This window comes from Exiguobacterium sp. s50 (genome assembly GCF_018618175.1).
Lineage (GTDB): Bacteria > Bacillota > Bacilli > Exiguobacteriales > Exiguobacteriaceae > Exiguobacterium > Exiguobacterium chiriqhucha.
In genome coordinates this window covers 1-479 of record NZ_JACSLP010000030.1, presented here as the reverse complement: position 1 = coordinate 479, position 479 = coordinate 1, and the positions used below count along the sequence as shown (strand labels likewise).

The following is a 479-nucleotide window of genomic DNA, read 5'->3' as shown; positions in this document are numbered from 1 at the left end:
AAAGGTGGATTGTCCCGACGTGAGTCGGTCCAATCCACCTTTTTTCAGTTCACGCTCGGATAGAGCGGAGGTTTTTCAGTGCCCTCCGCATTCGTGACGGTTTGGCATTATGATTCGAGAGCAACGCACTCAAACAAAATCGATTGATGGGAATGTACAGGTTCGTCTTTGGTTCCCGTTTGTTCAAAGACAGGCTTTTCAATCCTACGTACCGGGCGATACCCCATTTGAGCAATTCGATTTAAACAGTCATCGATTGTCTCGTTTGGCTCGACGTATACTTTGATTTTTTTGGCCATCTGTTCTTCCTCTCTTTCATTTGAATCACGATATAAATAAAAAAAGCGGCGGCCCTTGAGCGAATGCTCCAGAACCACCGTTTGCCTGGCGACGTCCTATCCTCACAGGGGGAGACCCCCAACTACTTTCGGCGCTGAAGCGCTTAACTTCCGTGTTCGGCATGGGAACGGGTGTGACCA

At 48.6% G+C, this 479-nt stretch carries 1 protein-coding gene and 1 rRNA gene; both read right to left on the bottom strand.

Annotated features, from left to right (window positions below; genetic code table 11):
- Nucleotides 1–107: 107 nt before the first annotated feature.
- Nucleotides 108–299, bottom strand: coding sequence for an NETI motif-containing protein (locus KNP68_RS15120; RefSeq protein WP_021065189.1), 192 nt, complete (start codon nucleotides 297–299; stop codon nucleotides 108–110).
- 83 nt (nucleotides 300–382) lie between these two features.
- A 5S ribosomal RNA gene (gene rrf / locus KNP68_RS15115) occupies nucleotides 383–479 on the bottom strand; the annotation flags it as partial.